Origin of the sequence: Lederbergia galactosidilytica, from assembly GCF_017873565.1 — a bacterium.
Taxonomy (GTDB): Bacteria; Bacillota; Bacilli; order Bacillales; family Bacillaceae_C; genus Lederbergia; species Lederbergia galactosidilytica.
Genome location: NZ_JAGGKH010000004.1, coordinates 65,960 through 89,251, shown reverse-complemented (window position 1 = coordinate 89,251; position 23,292 = coordinate 65,960). Strand labels below are relative to the sequence as shown.

Annotated in this window: 18 protein-coding genes and 1 riboswitch; of the genes, 11 read left to right on the top strand and 7 right to left on the bottom strand. The window is 37.6% G+C overall.

Annotated features, from left to right (window positions below; genetic code table 11):
* Window positions 1-3: 3 nt before the first annotated feature.
* Window positions 4-1,737 (top strand): hypothetical protein, encoded by a 1,734-nt coding sequence (locus J2Z23_RS05460; RefSeq protein WP_064468762.1) that lies wholly within the window; start codon window positions 4-6, stop codon window positions 1,735-1,737.
* 131 nt (window positions 1,738-1,868) lie between these two features.
* Here the strand turns inward: J2Z23_RS05460 and J2Z23_RS05455 are convergent, their stop codons facing one another.
* Window positions 1,869-3,854 carry a methyl-accepting chemotaxis protein gene (locus tag J2Z23_RS05455; protein WP_064468763.1) on the bottom strand — a complete coding sequence of 662 codons (1,986 nt, stop codon included), beginning with the start codon at window positions 3,852-3,854 and terminating at the stop codon, window positions 1,869-1,871.
* Window positions 3,855-4,239: 385 nt separating this feature from the next.
* Between J2Z23_RS05455 and J2Z23_RS05450 the strand changes: the two genes are divergently transcribed.
* From J2Z23_RS05450 to J2Z23_RS05435, 4 genes are all read left to right on the top strand, one after another.
* Window positions 4,240-5,439 carry an MFS transporter gene (locus J2Z23_RS05450; protein ID WP_238456231.1) on the top strand — a complete coding sequence of 400 codons (1,200 nt, stop codon included), beginning with the start codon at window positions 4,240-4,242 and terminating at the stop codon, window positions 5,437-5,439.
* Between the two features lie 160 nt (window positions 5,440-5,599).
* Window positions 5,600-6,505 carry a LysR family transcriptional regulator gene (locus tag J2Z23_RS05445; protein ID WP_057981794.1) on the top strand — a complete coding sequence of 302 codons (906 nt, stop codon included), beginning with the start codon at window positions 5,600-5,602 and terminating at the stop codon, window positions 6,503-6,505.
* Window positions 6,506-6,833: 328 nt separating this feature from the next.
* Window positions 6,834-7,469, top strand: a complete 636-nt coding sequence (folE, locus tag J2Z23_RS05440) for a GTP cyclohydrolase I FolE (protein WP_057981795.1) — start codon at window positions 6,834-6,836, stop codon at window positions 7,467-7,469.
* A 79-nt stretch (window positions 7,470-7,548) separates the two neighbouring features.
* Complete coding sequence (locus J2Z23_RS05435) at window positions 7,549-8,310, top strand: SDR family oxidoreductase (RefSeq protein ID WP_057981796.1); 762 nt, start codon at window positions 7,549-7,551, stop codon at window positions 8,308-8,310.
* A gap of 346 nt (window positions 8,311-8,656) precedes the next feature.
* On the opposite strand, the gene J2Z23_RS05430 is transcribed toward J2Z23_RS05435, so the two are convergent.
* The 5 genes from J2Z23_RS05430 to J2Z23_RS05410 all read right to left on the bottom strand — a co-directional run bounded on the left by J2Z23_RS05430 (window position 8,657) and on the right by J2Z23_RS05410 (window position 13,756).
* Window positions 8,657-9,508 (bottom strand): M15 family metallopeptidase, encoded by an 852-nt coding sequence (locus J2Z23_RS05430; RefSeq protein ID WP_057981797.1) that lies wholly within the window; start codon window positions 9,506-9,508, stop codon window positions 8,657-8,659.
* Between the two features lie 156 nt (window positions 9,509-9,664).
* Window positions 9,665-10,777, bottom strand: coding sequence for a HAMP domain-containing sensor histidine kinase (locus tag J2Z23_RS05425; RefSeq protein WP_057981875.1), 1,113 nt, complete (start codon window positions 10,775-10,777; stop codon window positions 9,665-9,667).
* Complete coding sequence (locus J2Z23_RS05420) at window positions 10,770-11,465, bottom strand: response regulator transcription factor (protein ID WP_057981798.1); 696 nt, start codon at window positions 11,463-11,465, stop codon at window positions 10,770-10,772. The genes J2Z23_RS05425 and J2Z23_RS05420 overlap by 8 nt, the downstream gene beginning before the upstream one ends.
* Window positions 11,466-11,698: 233 nt before the next feature.
* The gene (locus tag J2Z23_RS05415) at window positions 11,699-12,127 is read right to left on the bottom strand and encodes a GNAT family N-acetyltransferase (RefSeq protein ID WP_057981799.1); all 429 of its coding nucleotides are present in this window, start codon (window positions 12,125-12,127) and stop codon (window positions 11,699-11,701) included.
* A gap of 111 nt (window positions 12,128-12,238) precedes the next feature.
* Complete coding sequence (locus tag J2Z23_RS05410) at window positions 12,239-13,756, bottom strand: glycoside hydrolase family 10-like protein (protein ID WP_238482625.1); 1,518 nt, start codon at window positions 13,754-13,756, stop codon at window positions 12,239-12,241.
* A gap of 456 nt (window positions 13,757-14,212) precedes the next feature.
* Between J2Z23_RS05410 and J2Z23_RS05405 the strand changes: the two genes are divergently transcribed.
* From J2Z23_RS05405 to J2Z23_RS05395, 3 genes are all read left to right on the top strand, one after another.
* Window positions 14,213-15,190, top strand: coding sequence for a D-alanyl-D-alanine carboxypeptidase family protein (locus tag J2Z23_RS05405; protein WP_057981801.1), 978 nt, complete (start codon window positions 14,213-14,215; stop codon window positions 15,188-15,190).
* Window positions 15,191-15,288: 98 nt separating this feature from the next.
* A riboswitch (M-box (ykoK) riboswitch) is annotated at window positions 15,289-15,454 on the top strand.
* A 552-nt stretch (window positions 15,455-16,006) separates the two neighbouring features.
* Window positions 16,007-16,990 (top strand): magnesium transporter, encoded by a 984-nt coding sequence (mgtE, locus tag J2Z23_RS05400; protein ID WP_064468768.1) that lies wholly within the window; start codon window positions 16,007-16,009, stop codon window positions 16,988-16,990.
* A 228-nt stretch (window positions 16,991-17,218) separates the two neighbouring features.
* A complete protein-coding gene (locus J2Z23_RS05395) occupies window positions 17,219-17,821 on the top strand; it encodes a class I SAM-dependent methyltransferase (protein ID WP_064468769.1) in 603 nt (200 codons plus the stop codon).
* A 244-nt stretch (window positions 17,822-18,065) separates the two neighbouring features.
* Here the strand turns inward: J2Z23_RS05395 and J2Z23_RS05390 are convergent, their stop codons facing one another.
* Window positions 18,066-19,406: a glycoside-pentoside-hexuronide (GPH):cation symporter gene (locus J2Z23_RS05390; RefSeq protein WP_057981876.1), complete on the bottom strand. Its 1,341-nt coding sequence runs from the start codon at window positions 19,404-19,406 to the stop codon at window positions 18,066-18,068.
* A 634-nt stretch (window positions 19,407-20,040) separates the two neighbouring features.
* On the opposite strand from J2Z23_RS05390, the gene J2Z23_RS05385 reads away from it, so the two are divergent.
* The 3 genes from J2Z23_RS05385 (at window position 20,041) to J2Z23_RS05375 (ending at window position 23,223) form a co-directional block, all read left to right on the top strand.
* Window positions 20,041-20,886 (top strand): sugar phosphate isomerase/epimerase family protein, encoded by an 846-nt coding sequence (locus J2Z23_RS05385; protein WP_209973409.1) that lies wholly within the window; start codon window positions 20,041-20,043, stop codon window positions 20,884-20,886.
* Window positions 20,887-21,286: 400 nt separating this feature from the next.
* Entirely contained in the window at window positions 21,287-21,997 is a 711-nt protein-coding gene (locus tag J2Z23_RS05380) for a sulfite exporter TauE/SafE family protein (protein WP_057981805.1), read from the top strand.
* Between the two features lie 80 nt (window positions 21,998-22,077).
* Window positions 22,078-23,223, top strand: coding sequence for a GNAT family N-acetyltransferase (locus tag J2Z23_RS05375; RefSeq protein WP_209973407.1), 1,146 nt, complete (start codon window positions 22,078-22,080; stop codon window positions 23,221-23,223).
* The last annotated feature ends 69 nt before the right edge of the window (window positions 23,224-23,292 follow it).

Below are 23,292 nucleotides of genomic sequence, written 5' to 3'. Positions count from 1 at the left end.
GAGTTGTCATTTCAGTATGGATCTGATTCACCAGAAATTAAAAATCCATTTAAGCAAGAAGGACTTTTATTTTTACTAAGTGGTTTAATGATTTTATCAATGGGTGTCTTATCTATCATTATGTTAAGGGGACAAATTGTTGAAAAAGGTTTAGCTGCTGGATGGGTGAATCTCGTGATAAGTCTAGTGTTAATCACAGGCGGTATCCATTTTTTAGCAAAGGGTTTATTCAAAATTTCCCGTTTTTACGTGGGAAGAGGTGTGCCAGCAAGCCTTGCCAAAAATATGGCCCGTAGTGAAAAACATACAAAGGAACCAAATACATATTATCAGTCAGAGGAAATGGAACAGATGTTGATGGGGAGAAAAAACCTCACATTTCATGAACCAGTCACTCTATTTGAACGAATGGTTTATAGTCTTTTTCCTAATTTTTTATTTTTGCCTTATTCGATGAGGAATTATTTGAATTTATTAATCCGGAATGTCGGTTTTTCATTGATTGCTTATTTTGTATATTTGATCGCTCTATTATCCGGCATGGTCGGTCTTACATTGCTCACAGATTCTTCATTTTCTAGCTGGTTAGGGATTATCTTAGTCGTTTTTCTTCTTGTATTATGGATTGGGACTCCTTTAACTGTTAAAAAGGTTAGTTACAAGAATTTATATAAAGGAAAAAATAAGCATATTGCTTGGATGATTGTTTTGGCAATTTTAATACCTGCTATTGCAGAGCTTATTTTAAGACAAGGTATTAACATACCTGCTGCCCCTTTTCAGCCAGCTTGGGTTTTGGTTTTCTTTTTCCTTTTTCTTGTGGCAATTGTAGCAGCTGGTTTAACTCTTTCCAAACTAAGAGCCGAAGTGGCAGATCCTGAAACAGAAGTTTCCGAGTATCGAGATCATTGGCAGGAAAATGTTCATCCAAAAGATTTCTTCCGAGCTTTAGATATGGAAATGGCAAACTTGCGTTATAAGGAAATCCCTAACCGGGTTTATCGTGAATTAAATCCAAGTTTAAATATGGAAGGAAGTATGGACAAAGGGAGCTTTAGCGGAGACACGATACAAGAAACACAGCCCATTTACAAAGAAGTAGATTATCCGCCATTAATGGGCAAACTCCGTTTTGCTTTTGCGATTGCGGGACATTGCTTTGTAATCGTGGCAGCTTTGATTCTATATTTCTTTAATCCTATGGAAGTGAGTCAAATATTCTCTGGGCTATTCTATTCTGGGATGTTTTGGATATTTGGGACTTCCCTTTTGACCCTTACTCATTTGTATTGGGGAGAGATGCAATTTATTAGTTATTTGATTCAATTTCAAGGAGAAGGGACCTATTCGGAATCCAAGCTTTCTGTTGGAATGGCGATTACCGATTCGACACGTAGTGAAAATACGATTGTTCGTACTTCATATAGTGCTTGGTTTCTTGCCGCCAAGGTCGTAACAAGTACACAGGCTCGTTCAGGAGTGAATACATTAGATCAAGCGCGTTATTTAATGAGTATGGAAAAAGCGGATGATATGCTTAATCATCTAGTGGAGCATATGAAAGATTTCTTGGATGATCGTGAATTGATCGCAGCTACGGCATCTGAAAAAGATATGAACAATATTCAAACTTTCTATGCTGTGAATGAAGCATCTAGTGCCGTTAAATTGGCAGCAAATCCACAACAGCAGTTACCCCATGAACAAGACCGTGTGGAAAAAGATTCATCTCAATAATCCGATAAGTCATTGGATCTAAAAAAGCTTTCCCCCTTAATCATTCATTAAAGATTAGGGGGAAAGCTTTTTATGTTTGATTGAGAAAAATTGATGATTTAGTTTTAGGAATTTTTTAGCGTTTCAAGTGACTATAATTTAAATTGCTGTACAAGCTCGTGTAGTTCTTCTGCCATTTCTGCTAAAGCAGTTGAGGAGCCACGAATTTCTTCCATGGATGCTAATTGTTCCTCTGTAGAGGCAGACATGTTCTGAGCTTCAGCTGAAGTAGTATCTGCTACAGTTGCCACTTCATTAAATGTATGGGTAAATTGTTCTGTCCCAGTGGCTACTTGTTGAATATTTATTGTAATTTGTTGGATTTGCTCGGTCATTTTCCCAACATACTCAGTAACCGTATTAAAGGAGGAATGAGCATTTTCCACTATATGAATCCCTTTATCCACTTCATTTGTCCCTGATTCCATCATACTGACAGTTTGTTGGATCTCCTGTTGGATCGTGCCTATGAGTTGCTTAATCTGCTCCGTTGAGCTTGCTGACTGTTCAGCTAATTTTTTAACCTCGGAAGCCACAACGGCAAATCCCTTTCCATGTTCACCCGCACGGGCAGCTTCAATGGCTGCATTCAAGGCTAATAAATTTGTTTGCTCCGCAATATCCGTAATGACATTAACAATTTGACTAATTTGTTGCGAACGGCTATCAAGCGATTTTACGCTTGTTGATAACTCAGTAACTGTATTGTGGATGAATCTCATTTGTCCAATGGATGTTTCAATATCTTGTTTTCCGGCTTCGATAATTGGCTGTGTCTGCGTAACGGAATGAGCAACCTCATCTGAACCTTGAGCAATTTGATAAATGGATTGGGATACTTCCCCTGCCATTTGTGAACTTTGGTCAATACGATTGGATTGACTTTCAACTCCAGCGGCCACTTCTTGGATCGAGGCAGAAATTTGCTCAGTCGCTAAAGTGTTTTGCTCGGTGCTGGCATTTAATTGTTCAGAGGCAGCAGCTAGATTACTAGATTGCTCCCGAACCTGCGAAATGACATGATGCAGATGGAGGCGCATCTCATTAAATGCCTGGGCTAACTGTCCGAGCTCATCTCCACCTTTCAACGTCAGGTTTTCGCTAAGATTACCTTGGCTAATCTCCGTAGCTGCAGTCACTAAAGTTTTAATTGGTTTATATATCGAACGAATAATAAAGATGATCGCAATAGCAGAGAGGATAACTGAAATTAGGATGACCAATACTGTTGTTCTAAATATTGGTTCAACTGCTTGATCAACTTCATCTTGATACATAGTACCGATAACTTTCCAACCTGTTACTTCACTTGTTGCAAAAGCTAACTTTCGCTTGTCACCGTCAGTTGTAAAGGAAAAATGACCAGTTTGATTTTCTTGAACTCTCTTGAAAAAATCTTCTGTTGCTTCAGCTCCTGCTTCATTTGTAGGGTGACTGATATAATGGTTTGTTGTATCTATTAGGGCTAAATAACCATTTTTTCCGATTTTAACCGAAGAGATCATCTCTGTTAAATTTTCTAGCTTTAAATTTACTGCTGCAACTCCTTTGCCATCAGCTGTTGACTTAGCTAATGTCACTACCATTTGATTGGATGACTGAGAAACATAGGGTTCTGTGATGATTACCTCTGTTGGGTGCTCCATTGCTTGTTGATACCATGGGCGTTCTCGTGGATCATAATCTGGGGGATTCTGGAAACTTGTTGGTGCGTTCATAAACTGTCCAGTTTCAGTCCCAATATATGTTTGTTCCACATCACCTGTGGATGCTTGGATTTTATCTAATATTTGTCTTGTCTCAGCGTGATTGTTAGAAGTAATCTCACCTGCAACAAACGAATTAGCTAAATAATTGACGTTTTCCATTTGTAATTGTATAAATTGATCAACCGTTTGGCTAGCTGTATCGACATTATCTTGAGCTGTATCCAAGATCTGCTTATCGATATTATTTTTGGAACTTTGATAGGCTGTAATGGCGATTGTCAGTGTGGGAATTAATAAAATTAAAGCAAAAGCAATTGCCAATTTATCTCGAATTTTAAAAGTCATGCGTTTCTTATTACCCGTTGCCATATAAATTCCTCCATTTTGAGTTTAGAATTTCACTAAGAATTAATCGGAACAATTTAATATATCGACATGATTCTGTGTTTTTAAAATGGAATTATGAAAGAAATGGTATACATAACCAAGGGGTTATCAGTCTATAAGGTAATTTATATTTTTCTTATCTGCTTGATTGGATTATAATAGAGATAGTGAGCTTTTTATCCCCGCAAACGTATCAATGAGCAGCCATTTATTGCTTGCACTTAAGATTCCAAAATGAGAAATAGGCACGTTAAAAAAACTTCTATCATCTAGGCAGAAGTTTTTTTCAATGCACAAATTGATGTAGGGATGGTAGACACCAAGACAAGGTGGATTTCTTATAGAAAGAAGGATTTATTTGAATAAAGTGAAGGAAAAGTTATGGACAAAGCAATATATATTAGTAATTAGTATGACGATTATCTTTTTTCTTAGTATGCAATCTTTGCTGGGTGGATTCCCCATTTATGTGGCAAACATAACAGCGGATCCGGCAAGTGGAGGATTAATGACAACGTCTTTTATGCTTGCTGCAGTTTTATCGCGGCCTTTTATTGGCGTCATTATTCCTAGAATTAATATGAAGAAATGGTTATTAAGGTCCATTTTGTTTACCGTTGTCATGGTGATGCTAAGCTATTTTACGACATCGCTAGGATTATTGATTCTATTACGTGTAATGCAAGGAATTGGCTTTGGTCTTATCACAACATTGTTTGCCACTTTGGCAACGAATTTAATTCCCTCTTCCCGACTCGGTGAGGGGATTGGTTATTTTGGAATGTCGACAAGTATTGGTTCAACATTAGGGCCAATGATTGCTATCTCGATGATTCACTCATTTTCATTTAAATTTGTTTTGGAATTTTCATTTTTAATGCTTGTGTTAGTTTGGCTTGGTAGTTTTTGGTTTAAGAGTCCGCCAATTTTGGCAAAAACCGCTGATCAACCAAAGGCATCGATTATGCAAGCAGCTTTTGATCGAAAAGCATTTTTACCTTGTTTTCTTGTTATGTTGTTTTATATTACATTTGCCGGTGTCGTTAATTTCCTTGATGGTCTAGGAGCAGCATCAGGTTTAGGTGGGCAAACTTCGATTTTCTTCTTGTTCATTGCAATTATGCTTGTTGTGACTCGTCCATTTTCCGGAATAATTTTTGACCGCTTTGGGCATAAGTATCTCATATATCCAGCTAGCTTTGCGGCGATTATTGGTTTGATTTTATTAGCCAAAACGGGAAATATATATACATTAATTTTGGCAGGAATCTTTTATGGATTTGCTTATGGTATTATGCAACCTACATTTCAAGCTTGGGCTGTAAGCCAAGTATCTCCAAATAAGAAAGCAACAGCTAATGCCATGTCATTAAGCTTTATGGATTTAGGGCAAGCGATTGGAGCTTTTGCTTTAGGACGTACTGTAGGGATCGTTGGATATAGTTCCATGTATGGGATAGCTGCCATTATGATTGCGGCACTATTAGTAATTTACTTCTCCATTCATCTATTAACAAATAAGAAACGTAGAAAAGCAGTAAATCATGCTAATGTCGATGTGGTCTAGTTGCTGATTTTAGGTAAGACCGGAATGGTAAGTGGAAGATTCACTGACTATTTTTAGGCCTATTGGAAACGGGGGGCTTGTCAATAAAATGTTGATTCTTTATTCAGTGCGTATGTAAATCATCTGTGCTGAATAAAGATTCACTTTATAAAAGGGGTGCTTGTCGATCGACCTTTTACAATTAAAATATTTTCAGGTTGTAGCCAAACATCAACATCTTACAAGGGCAGCGACAGAATTAAATATTACTCAGCCAGCACTTAGTAAAATGATCGCTAAACTTGAGAAAGTTCTAGGTTATCAGCTCTTTGATCGCAGGGGACGTCAAATTCAGTTAAACTCATTAGGAGAAGCTTATTTACGAACAGTGGAAAATGTCTTTTTAGAATTGAAAATGGGTGAAGCGGAATTAGCCTATCTTGCGGATCATCAAAATAAAGTTCTCTCTATTTCTGTAACGATTCCCAGTCTCCTACCAGATTTGTTAGGAGATTTTTTGGTAAGGTATCCAGGAACTCGCTTTAGGCAACATCAAGCATCTTTCGAAAAGATGGTTCAGCAATTAGAGGCTGGTGAGATTGACTTGGGCATTTCCACAAAGCCTGTAGCAAAGGAAAATATAGAGTGGATTCCCATTTTAGAGGAGGAAATCCTGCTAACGGTTCCTTTATCTCACCCATTAGCAAATCGAAAGGCGGTTTACCTAAAAGAAGTGGAAAAGGACCCCTTTGTTGTTATGCCCACTGGGTATGATTTTCGTACGATGACAGAACACTTTTGTCACTTAGCTGGTTTTTCTCCAGATTTTGCTTTTGAAGGGGATGAAACTGGGATTACGCAAGAACTAGTTGAGAGGGGTTTAGGGGTCGCTTTTTATCCGACTGTACTTATCAATGATCGAGTTAGAAAAATGAAAACAGCCAAGTTAAAAATTATTGAGCCCCGTTGTACAAGGACGGTCGGTCTAATTCGTGCGAAGAATCGGAAACAAACGAATATCACGATGAAATTTAGCCAATTTGTGATAGAATATTTGAAGAATAGGCAAAAGGATCAGGATGAATAGGAGGCTGGGACATCACTAAAGAGTTAAGCTCTAAGGATAAACAATGTATTAACTTAGCGAAGTATATTTTCGGAAAGGGTTATATGCACTTAGTAGTTCGGTTTATCTTTGAGGAAAACACTTTTGTCCCAGCTTAATTATTCTGTTTTTGGAAATGATACATGATAGGAGGAAAATGCTCCATACATTTCCAAAAGGAGCAAGAAGATTGCCTTTTCGAACCTAGATTACTATGTTAAAATGTGTAGATAAAATCAATATTAAATAATATTTATTATAAAATATCCATAACTTTTCGTTATGTACGATAGAAATGAGGTATAACAAGATGTCTACAACGGATAAAAAGAGAATTATTGTTCAACAATTGATAGATCGCTTTGGTAACGAACCAGGTATTGAGAAAGTAGTGCAAAAATCTGAGAATTACATGGAGGCTATCCGTGACTTAATTGAGATCTGCGGAGATGACCCCAATCGGGAAGGGTTAGAAGAAACTCCATATCGAGTTTTGAAGGCTTTTCTTGAATATACTGAGGGAAATCGTGAGGATCCGAAACAACATTTAGAAAAGGTCTTTGCTGTAGAACATGATGGATTGATCATGGTAAAAGATATTGAATTCCATTCTATGTGTGAACATCATTTTGCACCATTTTTTGGAGTAGCTCATATTGCGTATATTCCGAGTGAAAAAATTACAGGATTATCTAAAATCGCTCGTATGGTGGATGGTTATGCCAAACGTTTCCAAGTTCAGGAACGGTTATCCAACCAAATTGTAGACGCAATGAACGATGTCCTTCAGCCTCAAGGTGCAATGGTCGTGATTGAGGCTAAACATATGTGTATGTGTGGACGAGGTGTTAAAAAGTCAGATGCCATGACAGTGACAACTGCCACAAGGGGAGTATTTTCTAAGAATCCCGATTTGCGGAAAGAGTTCATGTCTCTTCTTGGTTAATTATTTTGCTAATTAGGGAATAGAACCGTACATGGAGAACATATGAATTCAGTAAAAATGTGAGTTTGGGGTGGATTCGTTGAAACACGCAATTATTACAGCTGGTTCTAAAGGGATTGGGAGAAAAGTAACTGAACGCTTTTTAGAAAAGGGTTGTTCCGTAACTGTAAATTATCGGAGTGATACAGCGAGAATTGAAAAATTGCAGGAAGAATGGAAAGGGTATAAAGACCGTATTCTATTTGTCCAAGGAGATATCACTAAGAAGTCCGATATTACCCAAATTGTAGAAAAAACAATGAATCAATTTGGCCGCATTGACTATCTTATCCATAATGCAGGTCCATATATCTTTGAACGTAAAAAATTGGCTGATTATGAAGACCATGAATGGTATGAAATGATTGAGGGGAATTTAAGTTCTGTTTTTCACTTTTCTAAACTAGTGATTCCGATAATGAGGAAGCAACAATTTGGCAGAATGGTGATGTATGGCTTTCAAGATGCAGAGCAAAGCCCAGGCTGGATTTATCGTTCTGCTTATAGTGCAGCAAAAGTTGGTCTTGTCTCATTAACAAAGTCGATTGCCATTGAAGAAGCAGGATACGGAATTACAGCAAATATGATTTGTCCTGGTGATATTACAGGTGAAATGAAAGAATCTAATATTGAAACAGCAAGACAGATCAAGGATCAAGAGACACCAGTTGGTCGTTCGGGAACAGGTGAAGACATCGCTAGATTAATTGAATTCATTTGTGAGGAAGACTCCGATATGATTACTGGGAGTGTATTATCTGCTACTGGTGGTGTGGAAGTCATTCATCGTCACCGAAATTAGGGGAAGGGGCTTAAACGGTTCACAATTCTTCGATCGGTCAATATGAAAAAAAGTTGCTCAATAGAAGAACTGGGACGAAAATGTTTTTCCAAAGAAAAAGCCGAACTACAAAGGGATATATAACCCACTTCGGAAGTATACCTCACCTTTGGAGCTTAGCATTTTGATTTTGTCCCAGTCTCTTTTCGGCTTATTAACGGACGTCTCTATGTGCGGAGGTTATCCCTTTTTTGCGTTATTCACCATGAGCACTGTTTTATTCGCTATTATATGCCATTTATTTATTCGTCATGGCTGTTTTTTCGCCCTGTGTGTACGGAGGCAATATTTTCCAGGTAAGAGTAGGTCAATTTGGATAAATGGTGACAATCACCCCATCCGTATTATTACCTGAAATTTCATACTTTTGATTTGTTGGAACTTGAATGGTTCGTTCCTCGGAAGTCGAGAAATAGAAAACTTGGTATGTCTGTCCATTATACTGAACAGATAAGCTTTCCTCTGATCTGAGGAAAGCTAAATACTCCTCTAAAGCAAAGTTTTTCTCATGCATAATGGCGCTATGTGGGAATCCGACATAGCGAATATGCCATGGTTCATATTGAATGCCTGTGATTGCCGTTTTATCTTGAGGGTAACGTAAAATAAATCCATATTTCCAGGCATTTTTTTCTATCCACTTGCCTTCAGATGAATTCTCCATTTTCCCTTCTGTGGATCCGACATCAAGAGAAATTCCTAAGTTGTGTTCGCTATATCCAGCAGGTAGGGCATAATCCTCTCCCATTTCGTCATATAAACTTGCTTGCTCCGCAAAATCCCGATAGCCACTATTGATCATAAAATGCTGGACTCCTTCTTTTTCGGCAGCATATACCATCCTTGAAAATTCCTTTGTAACAAACTCTGATAACTGAATGGATTGATCTAATAATTCGAACCCCATCACCAACTGACTATTTTGCGATAATGAAACAATATCAGAGCTGATTTGTTCTTGATGAGCAGGATATTCATGATTGACTAACACAAGATGGCCATAATGCATTTGTTCTAATGGGACCTCTATTTCTTTAAAATTGTCTCCTATTTGAGGTGAGTTTCGAATATCGACCTTTTCTTGAAAAATTGGTAGGAGCTGTGGAATTGCTAAACCTAAACCAATAATGACACATAGCAAAATTCCCCATTTCTTCATCTATTATTTCCTCCTAATCGTGATTTTGGCAGTAGTAGAGGGCAACTGTGATGAACTTCATCGTTTATCCTCTATCAAGGGCTGTCCTCTATCTAAAGAATAGAAAAGAAATCTTAAATTAAGAGTGGGGTAATTCTTAAATTTTTCTTAAACTGTTTAAATTGAATTACCTAAGTTTTTCTGAAGTGGTAATCGCACTTCGAATTTTGTACGAATAACTGAGCTTTCTGCTGTAATAGTTCCTCCGTGTTGTTCAATGATGTTTTTTGCGATGAATAAGCCAAGACCGGTGCCTCCATCTTGGTATGCCCGTGCTTGGTCGCCGCTGTAAAACATTTCAAACAGATGGGGCACTTCCTTTTCTGGAATTTGATTTCCATAATTGGTTACCTGGACAACAACATCTTGCGCGTCGACAAAACCATGGAGGTCGACATATTGTCCATCTATTCCATAGCGAATAGCATTGACTAGCAAATTTTCAAATACTCGAGCCAATAGGTCCCCATCCCCGAGAATGGGCAAAGAAGAATCGTGAGTACTTCTGGCAATCAGATTACTCTTTTCAAAAAGTGGGTACAATTCTTCCTTCAATTGTTCAAGAAGCTCTCCAATATCCAAGGGTGCCTTTTCAAGTGTCAACATGCCATAATTCATTCGCGTAATTTCAAATAGTTCATCAATCAATTTTTCTAATCGTTGAGATTTAGTATAAGCGATGGTTGTATAGTGCTTTGCTTGAGCTTTCGTTAAATTTTCATCTTGGAGAATTAAATCTAAATAGCCTAAAACAGATGTGAGCGGTGTGCGAAGATCATGAGCTAAATTCACAACTAATTGATCTTTACTACTTTCGGCAAAATCGCCTCGCTGCACAGCTTCTTGTAGCTTGCTACTTGCTTGATTCAGATCTTCAGCAATTTCTTTGAACTCATCATTAGTCGAAATCATGATATGAGTTGTGAAATCACCTTTAGCAAGTTGATGGATGCCTTTGGAAATTTCCCTGAAATATTTTGAATAGGGCTTCGTTAATAAAAAGAAAAACAGAACCGAGAGGGGGATGAAGATACATAAAAAGGCATTTACATCCCCAATGGTAGCAACCCATTTCCGAATTCGAGCTAAAGGATCCCCAGCAAATACCATTGTATGGTAATAATATCTTAGCCCCTCATAAAGCAGATAGGTGATTAGGCCAGATAGGAACATGCTTAGGCCGAATAATAAGAGCATTTTAGAACGGAAACTACGGAGCATTTTAGCCATTGAATGCATAGCCGACGCCCCAAACTGTTTTAATAAACAAGTTTTTCCTTTTATTTTCACCAAGTTTTTTTCGTAATGTGCGAATATGGACCATCACTGTATTCCCACTTTCATAATAGGTTTCTCCCCAAATTAGTTGGAAAATTTGTTCCGTACTATAAACTTTTTTCGGATGGCTTGCCAATAAATATAAAATATCAAATTCCTTAGGGGTGAGCACGATATTTTGCTCATAAAGTGTGACGGACCTCTGGTCAGGGTTTATTTTTAATCCATTAGTTTCAATAATGGAAGGGTTATGTACTTTTGGCTGATTGAACTTCATATAACGTCTTAAATGGGCATTTACACGAGCGACTAATTCCATTGGATTAAATGGTTTGGTTAAATAATCATCCGCCCCAATCACTAACCCTTGGATTTTATCGAAATCAGAGGATTTAGCGCTTAAAAAAATAATCGGCATCTGGTATTCTGTGCGGATTTGTAAGGCTGTTTCAAATCCATCTAACTTTGGCATCATAATATCTAAAATCACTAAATCAATGGATTGCGAGCGGATTATTTGCAGAGCTTCTTGTCCATCAACAGCTTTAGTGACTTGATAGCCTTCTTTTTTTAGATGGATCTCTAGCAAATCAGCAATTTCTCGCTCATCGTCTGCAATTAAAATAGAGGGCTTCATCATCATCAAACTCCTGTATATTCACTCACATTCATCTAGTTAGCTACTTTTATAGTGAATGGTTGAACTTTATTATAAGTTGTTTTCCTATCGGGATCAAATGCAATGAGGGGAAACAAGGCTGGGACAAAGGCGTTTTGACTACATATAACCCGCTTCGGGAATCTTCCTCGTTAGGGTAATAAATCGTTCGTACTCTGAGCCATTTTTCTATGTCCAGCCTTGTGAAGCAGGTATTAGTCTAGCTCTTTGAAGAGAACCGTTTCCTCCTGTTTTGCATAATGGGATTTTGTATAAGTCTGTAAGGCCTCTAGATTGTTCGTGCCAGTTAAGATTTTTACTTCTCTCACTTGAAGATCCTGCAGTTTTTTTTCTAAAATCGCTATTAAAGAAGTAGCAATTCCTTTTCTCCGTGCTGATTCTCGGACATACATCTCGGTTATTTCTCCTTGTGGTTCATCATAGCAAAAGGAGGTGAAATATTGCGCACAGGCAAATCCCACCAGTTTGTCATTCTCGCTGGCTACCGCAACTAACTCTTTACCTTGTACGAGTCTATCTTTGATTTCTAAGCTAGATCTTCTAGTGCCTCCGTTGAATTCCTGATTGAGTATGGAAAGTTCTTCAGCATCGTATACAGTTGCTAATCTTATATGATTGGTCAAAGGAAATACACCTTTCGAATCAGGACTTCCAACTTTTAACTATGATGACATGAAAGTTTATCTTCACTGCTTTTATTAAAATTTTAAGATCCTTTTTGTTGGAATTCCTGTTTATTTTTTAGTCTTTTTCTCTTTCGCATCTTTACTCTCAATACCTGTATGGGAAATAGATGTAACACCATACGTATACCTTTTGCTGGGATCAATATCTTGATCGATAAAGGTTGCTGTTCCTTGTTGATCATAGATTATTCCAGCGATATTTTCCGGATTCTGATAATCTCCTGCTTTATTACCTTCAAATCGATAGATGACATATTTTTTCGCATCTGTTCGCTTTTTATTATCAATCATAATTTTAACCGAATTCCCTTGCTTGTCCACATCGACATTGATCGGCTTTTTTGGTTGTTTGTTTCCATTCCAAGAAGTAGCGGGAGTTAATGCTTTTGCTGTATATATTTCTTTCTTTACAATGTCAGCATAACCAAGTGGATTGTTTAAAATATCTCGTAAAGTAAAGTGCATTTGCCCCTTTGCGCCCCCATTGGCGCGATTATCAAGAATTTGCTCAGGAAGTTCACGCGGGTTCTCCCAAGCGGTATCAAAGTTATTATTCACTTTATAATCTGCCATACCAATATAGAGATGGACAGGATGAACAGTGGCATGTGTTTCTATTTGCTTACTCCACCAATCTAATAAAACGGAGTAGCTTGCAACAGCTAATTGCCGCGACCAATAGATTTGTGGAGTAATATAATCAACGGAACCTTCTTGAATCCATTGCCGGGAATCTGCAAATAATTGATCATAATGACCATTACCATTTGTTGCGCTACCAGTTGGATCATCAGTTTGATTTCGCCAAATCCCTGAAGGAGAAATACCGAACTGCACCCATGGTTTGATCGCTTTAATATGTTGATTAATATCATCCACAAGCGTACTTACATTATGTCTACGCCAATCCCCGATATCAGCAAATCCACTTCCGTATTTTTCATATGTTTCTTGATCGGAAAAATTAACTCCTGGATAAAAGTAATCATCCATATGGACAGCATCGACATCATAGTTGATCACTAATTCTTTTACCGTATCGACTAGATAGGCTTGTACACTAGGAAGCCCAGGGTCTAAATAATACTGTTGCCCGTGTTTCACTACCCATTCAGGATGCTGGATGGCGATGTTATGACTTGCTAAGTCTTCCAATCCTTGGCTTACCATTGTCACACGATAAGGATTGATCCATGCATGTAATTCCAACCCATGCTCATGAGCTGCATCTAGCATAATTTGCAAAGGGTCATAACCTGGATCTGTTCCCTGTTTTTTTCCTGTAATATAACTAGACCATGGTGCTAGTTTTGAAGGATATAAGGCATCAGAAGTTGGCTTTACTTGAAAAATCACCGTATTAAAGTTCTTCTTTTCGAGTGTTTGCATGGTTGATTTTGCCCATGCGGTAAATTCTTCTTTAGACATTCCTGCTTTCATATCAATATTGGTAACGGTCGAAATCCAGGAGGCTCTCATTTCTTCTTTTGGAACTTGGCTAGCAGCCTGCGTAGGGCTAGAACTAGCGAATAATAGAATGCTTAGTGGAACTCCTACTAAAATCATTTTCAAGTACGTCATTTTCTTCCTACCCTTCTTTCATTTTTAGCCCATTATAAATATGAAAAGGACGGATCATAGATATACTTGTCCTATTGCGGGCTCTTTTTATATCTATGAGTCTTTTAAAATAAATAGACATATGAATTTTTAAAGGATCTAAAATTCATTCCTAGGTGCGAATCTTTCAACGTAAAAATCAATATTTCTTATACAATTACCTATTTACGCAAATACGCCGTTTTTAATAGGGATTAGCTTGCAGTTCTAAGGGGATGGCTTGTATAAAGGACCAATTATATTGTTCTTAGAATTGTTAACAGTTAAATGGGAGAGAAGTTTGAATTTTACCTAAAGTAAAGGGGCTGTTTTTTTATCTAGTAAGAGATGGTAATATAAAGGAATGTTTAGATAGACTATTTTTCTATAAAAATAGGATTTACCGTAGCAAGGAGAATATAAATGAAGCGATTTTCGATATGGATAGGTGTATTAATAATTGGGGGAATTGGGTTTCTATTCTTTCAGCATGATGGCTCAGCGAAAGAGAGAATCTCGACCCCCTTTTCAGCCGTAGAAAGAAGCAATTTAGAGAAAACTCTACCAGAGAGGATTACTCTACCGGAACTATCGATTCAAGCGAAATCTGTTATTTTGCTTGATGCTAATACAGGGCATGTGTTGTATGAGAAAAATAAGGATCAAGCCTTGCCGCCAGCAAGTATGTCGAAAATTATGACTGAGCTACTTGTCCTAGAAGCGATTGAAAGTCAGGAAATAAGTTGGGATCAAGCTGTTACCCCAAGTGAGTATGTACAAATGATTGCCAATAGCCCAGGTTTAGCGGCGGTTTCTTTGCAGCAAGGACAAACCTATACAGTGCATGAATTATTTGAAGCGATGGCTATCCATTCTGCGAATGATGCAGCAATCGCCCTGGCTGAAACAGTAGCAGGAAGTGAAGGAGCATTCGTAAAACTTATGAATGAAAGGGCTGGCCAGTTAGGTTTGGATCAAAGCCAATTTGTGAACAGTTCCGGACTAAATAATCGTGATTTAGGGAAATACCGTTCAACGGGAGGAACGAATGAGGACAATCAAATGTCTGCACAAGATCTTGCTCGTTTAGCCCAGCGTTTGCTTATTAAATATCCTGAAATTCTAGAAACAGCAGAGAAACCAATATTGATGTTTGGTGAAAATACGTATGGAAATACAAATCTGATGCTTCCTGGAGTTGGCTCTAGTCTTGAATATGGAGGAGTCGATGGGTTGAAAACAGGTTTTACAGATGAAGCAGGTTATTGTTTTATTGGAACAGTGGAACGAGATGGAACAAGACTTATTTCTGTTGTGATGGGAACTGATTCATTAAATGCACGTTTTGCAGAAACAATAAAGCTGTATGATGCGGCCTTTTCCTTAATCAGTACTCGATGATTCGATTTATGAACAAATCTGCTTGTGATCTGTACGATATTCTATAAGGTTTGACAATCTTGCTTATGGCTACTAGACTAGTTATAGATAATTTTATACGGAATCCTCGCTAGGTGAGGCTCCTATGTGGAGAGACGCTGCTGCCCAGAAATGTCGAAAGACTCCAATGGGTCAACAGGAACCATCGACTTAAGGTGGTTTTTAATGTAGCTGGATAACAATCCTATGCCACATAGTGCTAAAGCTCTGCGAAGGAGGTTTATTCACTACGAAATAAACTCAGTTAATCCGCGTATTCTGCGGTAATACTTGAGTAAATGGCATTATGTAGGCCCAAATGTTGAACATCCTTCTTTGTAGAGAGGGATGTTTTTTATTTTTTTAAAAGTGAATTAATTTCATCATTGCTTATTAATGATCAATACACGAACGTTATTGCTAAGGGAGATTGAATTGTTAGTCCATGTATTTCCTTAACATAGTTGATTGGAGCGGAAGGTGGCGACTTCGGGGGATTAGCGTGACAGGTGAGATCCCGCAGGAGCATATAGCGACGAGGAAGCTCACCGCACGCCCCCCGGAAAGCGTCCACCTGAAGCGGAAATCAACGTCGTTCGGATTTATTGCTAATAATCTCTATTATGAAATTGGTTCAGGTATTAGGCTTTATGGTAAAAAAGATCTGTGAGGATTTCGTGTCTAAGATGAAAGGAGGTGATGGGGATGGCGGACCCCCCAGAAGGTAGTTTATGGCTAAAAGTTAAAACCAATATCCCCTCACCTTGGGGTGATCATCTTTAGAAGGAGGTACTCATCATGAATCACAATATTTATGAACATGAAACAACAGGAACATTAATGAAACAAGGATATGTTGCTTTGCAGGAATCATGTACAGTAGAGCAAGCTATTCTTCATTTAAGAGAACAAGTACAAGGGAAAAGAAATATTCATTATGTCTATATGGTTGATACCGATCAACAGTTAACAGGTGTATTATCGGTACGTGAATTATTAGCGGCAAGCGATACGGAGGGGCTTGCGGATATTATGAAAAAGAATCTTGTTTATTTTCCAGCAGATTTGGACCAAGAAGAAGCAGCCAAAGTTTTCCGAGATAAAGATCTTGTTTCAATTCCCGTTGTTAATAAGTGGAAACAATTGATGGGGATTATTCATGTAGAAGATATTATTGATGTTATTCATCAGGAGGCAGATGAAGATATCGGGAAGCTTACAGCATCTGGCAAGGAAATTGATTTTCATACCCATCCGCTCGTAGCAGCTGGTAAAAGGCTCCCATGGCTTATTTTATTATTATTTATTGGACTGATTTCTGGTGGGATCATTGAAAGTTTTGAAGAAACATTAGAAAAAGTGGTAGCTCTTGCTTTCTTTATGCCGATGATTGCAGGGATGACTGGAAATACGGGTACACAATCATTGGCAGTGGTCGTCCGTGGACTTGTCTCTGAAAAACTGGATCTGAAAAAAGCTACGAAACTTTTATGGAGAGAGTTATTGGTCGGCATCATTATTGGTCTCACTTGTGCCATCATTATTGCCATTGTTGCGTATGTGTGGAGAGGAAGCTTCATGCTCGGATTTGTCGTCGGTATTTCGTTGTTGGCTACTCTGATTATCGGAACACTTGCTGGTACGATTATTCCGCTTATTCTTTATAAGTGTAAAGCTGATCCCGCTGTTGCCTCAGGTCCGTTAATTACGACAATTAATGATATTCTTTCGTTGCTTATTTATTTTGGCATTGCGACAATGTTTATCTCAAGAATTATGTGAAATGCCTATTCGTCTTGTAAGCTTCGCCATTCAGACTTAGGTTACTTCATTCACCATGAAGCCCAATGAGGTTCCGAAGTTCAGCAACTCTAGGTTAAGAAGTTAGAAATGGGTGAGCCGAAGGATCATTCGTTATGATGAAGAGTATGGTAATACAGCTGTTTGGATGCTCTATACAGTGGTTTTGATAACGAATATTTCGCGAAAAGTAAGTGAGGGGTTTTGAGATTGAATGAACAAGAATACGATCGCCTGCTAGGTATTGAGACGACAGGTACGCAAGATTGGTCTCTCCGTTTAGCTCAATATCATCCATATGAGGCGACACCATATCAGGCGCTTGATACACTTTTTCATCAATATGAATGGACGAGTGAGGAGCGAATAGTTGACTATGGTTGTGGCAAAGGCCGTCTCTTATTTTATCTCCATTACCGTTTTGGATTATCTGGGACAGGAATAGAAGTGAGTAAGAAACGATGTGAGGAAGCGGAGGCTAATTTACTACGTTATCGAGAGAAAAATGGTGGGAAACCTGATTCTATTCAATTTAAATGCTGTCCAGCAGAAACCTATGAGGTGCAACTACAGGATAATCGTTTTTACTTTTTTAACCCATTTGCTGTGCATATATTTAAAAAAGTTGTTGGGCAAATTCTCCTATCGATAAAGCAGAACCCACGTCCTGTTGAGCTAATTCTATATTATCCATCAGTTGATTATCTTGAGTTTTTGGAGACACATACACCATTCGAAATTTACCGGGAAATACAAGTAGTTGGCTTGTATGAAGAGAATAAGAATGAGCGGTTTCTAATTTATCGACTATAGTAAGAAAGAAGGGAAGGATCTTATTCAGAGGAGATAAAGATCCTTCTCTCTTTTATTAATGAAAGGTCAGTATATTTGCTAAACTTCAATAGTCATAACTGTAGGGCAAGGTTGTGTCCGAACAGTATACTCTATGTCTGTGGAGACTGTGTAAACATATAGGCACAACCCCAGTATGCAATGGTTCATGAAACAGGAAGCCCCTTTTTCAAACAACTCGAAAGGGTGTTAAGGGGGCATTCACTTATGCACTGCGTTCGGCAATCTCTTTCGTAATTTGAGCATGTGTCTTATCCAATTTATAGAAATACAAGACGAAAATTTCCACTACTGTAATCGCGATTGGTGCAACGATCATTAAAATTTTAATCATACTGATCGCTTGATCTGTTAATGCGGTAGGATCATAACCTGCCCATCCTAATGCATATGCTACAAAGGCAGATCCAATTGCAACTCCGAATTTAGTTGCAAAGCTATAGGATGAATAAAGTAATCCTTCTACTCGATGTTTAAATTTCCATTCTTGATAGTCAATACTATCACCTAACATCGTTAGGTTGGCAGGTTCACCAAATCCAATGAGTACATTTATAAGGAAAAATAATGTACCAAAAAGGAAAGTAGAGTATCCCTCAACAAAATACATTAAAACTAATAAGACAACAACAATTGAGTACAGAGTGATACTAGCATTCCTACTTCCTAAACGCTTTAATAAAAACGGTGCTATCATTGCCCCTACTAAGTTGGCAACATTTAATAAGGTTAAGAAGACAGGCACTAAAGCTGGTTTTCCCACAACATAATTTACATAGTAAATTGTAATCGCATTCATCACGCCTAAACGTGTAAACCACAATAATGCATTCAGTGCAACAATCACCCAAGGTTGGTTTTTGAACATGGCCTTTAATGATTTCCCTATCTTAGGGGCAGAACCTTTTTGGAATGGCTGTGCAATTTTTTCCTTGCAATTTTTAAAAGTTAGTAAGAATAAAGCGACTCCAATGATAGAATAGATCGTCATCACAAGTGGAAAGCCAATTTGTTGGTTGCCATTTCCAAGGAAACTAGCTAATGGAAGTGTTACAGCTGCGACGATGATGCCGCCTATGGATCTACCAGCAGAACGAAAACTACCTAATTGTCCTTTTTCATTTGAATCTCTTGTCATCATGGTCATTAGTGTTCCATATGGCAAATTTATCCCTGTATAAATCATCCCTAGTAATGTATAAGTGACGTAAGCATAGATCAATTTCCCTGTGTCTGAAAAATTTGGTGTTATAAATGTTAAAACACTGATAATTCCAAAGGGAACGGCTAAATATAATAAATAAGGTCGTGCTTTCCCGTGTTTCGTCCTAGTTCTATCGACAAGAATTCCCATTAGCGGATCGTTGACCGCATCCCAAATTCGTGTGATTAGAAATAAGGTTCCTACAGCAGCAGCAGATATACCAAAAATATCAGTATAAAAAAATAATAAATAGCTTGTTGCCATTCCCCATACAAAGTTGGAGGCCAGATCACCATATCCATAACTAATTTTCTCTTTTAAAGTTAATTTTTCTAGTTTCATTGCAGTCAAATTCATCTCCCACTCTCTGACTTTACTTGTTTTGTTTGTATCCTGCTAACATTATGATACTCTGAAATTTTCCACTTTCACTTGCTACCCACATGCATTTAATTCGATCATAGGATTGATCACCTGTTGTTGGTTTGTTATGTCAAAGAGGGAACGTCACTCTTTGCTGATAATATCTTCAATGTGCTTAGTATAAATGATCATTCTGTCAGGTTACTGAATAATGGAAATTATCAAATCAGACCCCTCCTTATAAGTTTATGAGTTTTACTTTTTGATAGTTTTCCTAAAACGCTTACTTTACTGAAAATAGATTTATATGAAAATATGAACTAGAACAGACTTATTCTAGATATTTCTAAAAACGTTTTCAGAAATAACTCAATTACAAGTTAATAGGAAAAAGTGAAAAATGTCAACAGATAATTCAAAATAAAATTTGGGTTTTATTAAATAAGATGGCAGATCCTTAGTCTTGGTCCTCTTTTATACGATATAAAAAATAAAATTAATTGACAGTTTTACTAATTTTGTTACACTGTTAATGAAAACGCTTTTTGAAAATAACTCAATTTAAGGAAAGAGGACTATGTAAAAAAGAGCATAACTAATAGGAGGTATTATTTTGATTAAAGGATTAAGTGAAGCTGGTCTAAGTAAAGTAAAAAACGTTGAAGAATTAATTCACCTTGCTTCTGAATATGGATTCAACTCAATTGATACAAATGGAACTGAATTAAGAAAATTTATTGCTGATCGAGGATTAAAGGGAGCAAAAGCTCTTTTGGAAGAGAAAGGTATTCAAATTGGCTCGATGGCCTTTCCGGTTGAGTGGAGGCAATCAGATGCTGAATTTAAAGACGGATTAGAGCTTCTGGTGGCTGATGCGCAGACAGCTGCACAATTTGATTGCCATACCTTCTTTACCTACTTCATGCCTTCAACTGATCGTAATACTATCGAGCATTTGATGGCGCTTACTAAACGTATTAGAACATGTGCCCCTCTATTAAAAAGCTATGATATAAACCTAGCTTTGGAGTTTGTTGGCCCCCATCATTTACGAGAGAAATGGGCAAATCCTTTTATTTGGAATATCGGAGCCACTATGGATTGGTTAGAGATCATTGGCGAAGATAATGTAGGGATATTGCTAGACAGTCTGCATTGGTATACAAGCGGAGGGACGATCGAAGATATAACTTCGTTAAAGGCACATCAAATCGCTTATGTTCATATTAACGATACAAAGGATGTCCCTGAAAAGGCGCTTGACAATGATCGTGTCTATCCTGGTGAAGGGGTAATCGATCTAAGTGGATTTCTTCGTGCTCTAAAAGAAATTAACTATACTGGTGTAGTTTCTCAAGAAATTTTAACACTTGAGGAGCCAAATGAAACAAATGAGTATTTAGCTGAAAGATCGAGAATGGCGTTTGAAAAGGTCTTTAATAAAGCAGGAATTGAATAGACTTACAGTCAATTATTGAATGCTAGTGGAGGGAGAAGCCCTTTCTGAATTTTGATTCTATCAAGGGGTTATCTTCTCTTTCCACTAGTAGTAGTTCTTCTCTATAAGAGTCTGAAAGAGAGATGGGGGATTAGAATGCATATTCAGTTCTGCCATTAAGTATGGAATTTGAAATAGGATGACAGGATGTTATGAGATGAATCTACCAACACGCTCTTCCTGTATATAAAAGGCACGTATATCCTTCAGCAAATCGCCTCACTCATTGAGAGAAACTGTCCCCTGATTCATTGACTTTTTTGCCTTCTGACTTAATTTAAAAAAGTTTCTGGATATTCGTTTAACCCCGTTTCTTACTATGCTAAAATAGGAGCAATCGGATAAAGAATTAGGTGGTTTTTTGGATATTTTCTTATTTGTAATCATTATTTTATTTGCCTCTATTTTACAAACAAGTACGGGATTTGGCTTTTCAATATTGGCAACGCCATTTTTATTGTTGCTTTTTACCCCTATGGAGGCCATTCAAATTAATTTAATTTTATCGCTTATGATTTCTTGTGCACTAATAAGAAAGATTCGTAAGGATATAGACTTTCAAATTTTAAAAAGGTTTGTGACTGGTAGTGTCGCGGGACTGCCTATAGGATTGCTTATATTTTTATTTGTCGATATTCCTCGTTTGAAGTTGGGAGTAAGCGCGATTATTTTATTGTTAACTTTACTTTTAATCTTGAAGTTCCGACTGGCCCAAACAAAGCCTAGAGATTTTTTAGTAGGTGGCTTGTCCGGGACTTTAACGACTAGTATTGGGATGCCAGGCCCACCTCTTTTACTTTACTTTTCAGGAACTGATACAGAAAAGGAAAAGTTAAGGGGGACAACCTTAGCCTTTTATCTTTTTATATATTCCATAAGTTTATTTATTCAAGTGCTATTCGTTGGTACCAATCAAACGGTTTGGATTTCAAGTATCTGGGCTTTACCGTTAGTATTCATAGGTCTGTTTTTAGGACAAATTATTTACCGTTGGATCAATCAACGCTATTTTCAAATATTTACCTATCTTATTTTACTTTTTACTGGGATTTATCTACTTTTTGATCGTTGAAGTTTACAACATATATATTAGAAAGGCGTTTGGTAGAGCATCGCACTTATCCATACATAACAAATAGGGGGAGATCATAGATGGATATTGTAAAATTAACAACTGAGCATTTTGGGGAAGCTGCTAAATTATCAATGTATGCATTTCAATACGAACTTTCGAAAGAAGAATTGGAGAAGCAAAAGAAAAAGATGGAGAAGCAGCATATCCTTGGTATTTTTAATGAAGGAAACTTGGTCTCTAAATTACATATCCTCCCTTTCGAAGTCTATCAACAAGGTAAATACGTCCCTATGGGAGGAATTGCGAGTGTGTCCTCTTATCCTGAATATCGCAGAAATGGCCATATTAGAGGATTGATGACAACTGCTTTAAAAGTGATGAGAGATAAGGGGCAGTTATTATCCTATCTCCATCCTTTTTCAATTGATTTTTATCGGAAATTTGGTTGGGAGATTTTCTCGGATACTCGTACTATGACAATATTGAAAGGTGATTTCTCAATTCCGGAAAGTGATGGTAAGATCGTACGACTCGAGAAAGGGACTTATCATCCAGATCTGCAAAGGATTTATGAAACGTATACACAAGCGTATTCCGGAATGCTCGTTCGTGAACAAACATGGTGGCATGATCGGCTGCAATCATGGATCCCAGCTATTTACTATTCCGCTGATGAAAAACCTGAAGGATATTTGTTGTATTCTGTTAAGGAAAGCAAAATGAGGGTAGCTGAATTTATGCCGACTAGCCATGAAGCAAGAAAGGGATTATGGGCGTTTATTGGACAACATGATTCCATGATAGAAAAGGTAGAAATATCGACTTCTCTTTCTGAGCCATTACCTTATATTATGAAAAATCCACGCGTGCAAATGGAAGTATTTCCATATTTTATGGCGCGGATTGTGGATGTTGAGTGTTATTTACAGCAATTTTCTTGGTCTACTGAAGTGTACACTCCAATAAGATTGCGAGTAAAAGATCCGATTGCCCCATGGAATGATGGCGTTTTTGAGTTATCTGGAAAGGGAGTACGCAAGATTGAGAGTGAAGCAGAAAAGGTAATAAGATTAACAATTAATCAACTATCTGCCCTTATGCTCGGGTATAAAACAGTAAAAGAGTTAGCAGAAGTAGAAGCTATACAAGGGAATCCTGATGAACTTGATCAGTTAGAGAGCATAATTCCAACTCAAAACACTTATTTTCCGGATTTCTTTTAGGCTCACAGGATGTTGGTCATAAAGGCGTTGCCGCAGGATGTAACGCCTTTAGCCGTGTGTTTTATGTTC